At 55.7% G+C, this 1,253-nt stretch carries 1 protein-coding gene; it reads left to right on the top strand.

The window, feature by feature from the left end; translation table 11 throughout:
• The first annotated feature begins 73 nt into the window (after positions 1-73).
• Positions 74-1,236, top strand: a protein-coding gene (locus tag FFI90_RS20050) for an IS3 family transposase (RefSeq protein WP_144780533.1) whose coding sequence is annotated in 2 segments (ribosomal slippage) — positions 74-335 and positions 335-1,236 — 1,164 coding nt in all. Because the reading frame shifts where the segments join, the coding sequence is not laid out codon by codon here.
• The last annotated feature ends 17 nt before the right edge of the window (positions 1,237-1,253 follow it).

Here is a 1,253-nt window from a genome sequence, read left to right as displayed (position 1 = left end):
TGTAGTGGCATAGTGACTTTGGCCACCTGATTTTGAGTGTATGATCACTCACATAATGAATCAGGTGAAGACGATGACGAAAAAGAGATCCTTCAGCCCGGAATTCCGTTTGGAGGCTGCCCAGCTGGTGGTCGACCAGGGGTACACAGTGAAAGCTGCCTGCGATGCCATGGGTGTCGGTAAATCCACCATGGAGTACTGGGTCCGTAAACTTCGTTCCGAACGGGCTGGCAAAGCGCCCAGAGGCGAGGCCCTGACCACAGAGCAGCGTGAGATTCAGGAACTGAAGCGCCGCCTTCGTCGGGCGGAGGAAGAGAAAGAAATCTTAAAAAAGGCTACCGCTCTCTTGATGTCGGACTCCCTGAGCAATTCTCGATAATCGAGCGACTTGAAGAGAGCCATGCGGTGCAGCGCCTGTGTCAGGTGTTTGGGGTGCATCGCAGTAGCTATCGGGCATGGCGTGACCGGGATAGAACGCCCTGTGAGGCTGAGCAAGCGCTCCAGGAGCAGGTTATGGAGGCACACGAGACCAGCAATGGTTCAGCCGGGGCGCGAACGATTGCCAGCATGGTGACACAGGCCGGAATACCGCTGAGCCGGTACCGTGCCAGCCGACGGATGAAGCAGCTGGGACTGGTCAGTACGCAGCCGCCAAGCCACGTTTACAAGAAGGCCGATCAGCCGCACCTGGATATTCCAAACCTTCTTGACCGGGAGTTCGACGTAGAGGAGCCCAATCAAGTATGGACCGGAGACATCACCTATCTTTGGACCGGTGCGCGCTGGGCTTATCTGGCTGTTGTGATCGATTTGTTCTCCCGTAAACCGGTGGGTTGGGCCATATCCCTGTCGCCGAATACAGACCTGGTGAAGAAGGCTCTGACGATTGCGTATGAATCCCGTGGGAAGCCATCAGGAGTCATGTTCCATTCGGATCAGGGGGGCCAATATACCAGCCTGAGGTTCCGGCAGTTGTTATGGAGCTACCAGATGAAACAGAGCCTCAGCCGACGGGGGAATTGCTGGGATAATGCCCCGACAGAGCGCTTCTTCCGGAGTCTGAAAACAGAATGGGTGCCGGAAATCGGGTATCCATGCTTTGCCGCGGCGAAGCAATCGGTCACGGACTACATAATCGGCTATTACAGTGCGCTGCGACCGCACAAATACAACGGCGGATTGCCGCCGAACGTGGCCGAACAGGCCTACTGGAAAACTCAAAAGATGGTGGCCTAAAACACTTGACCACTACA

Origin of the sequence: Marinobacter maritimus (assembly GCF_007671675.1) — a bacterium.
Lineage (GTDB): Bacteria > Pseudomonadota > Gammaproteobacteria > Pseudomonadales > Oleiphilaceae > Marinobacter > Marinobacter maritimus.
This window is presented reverse-complemented; position numbering and strand designations above follow the sequence as displayed.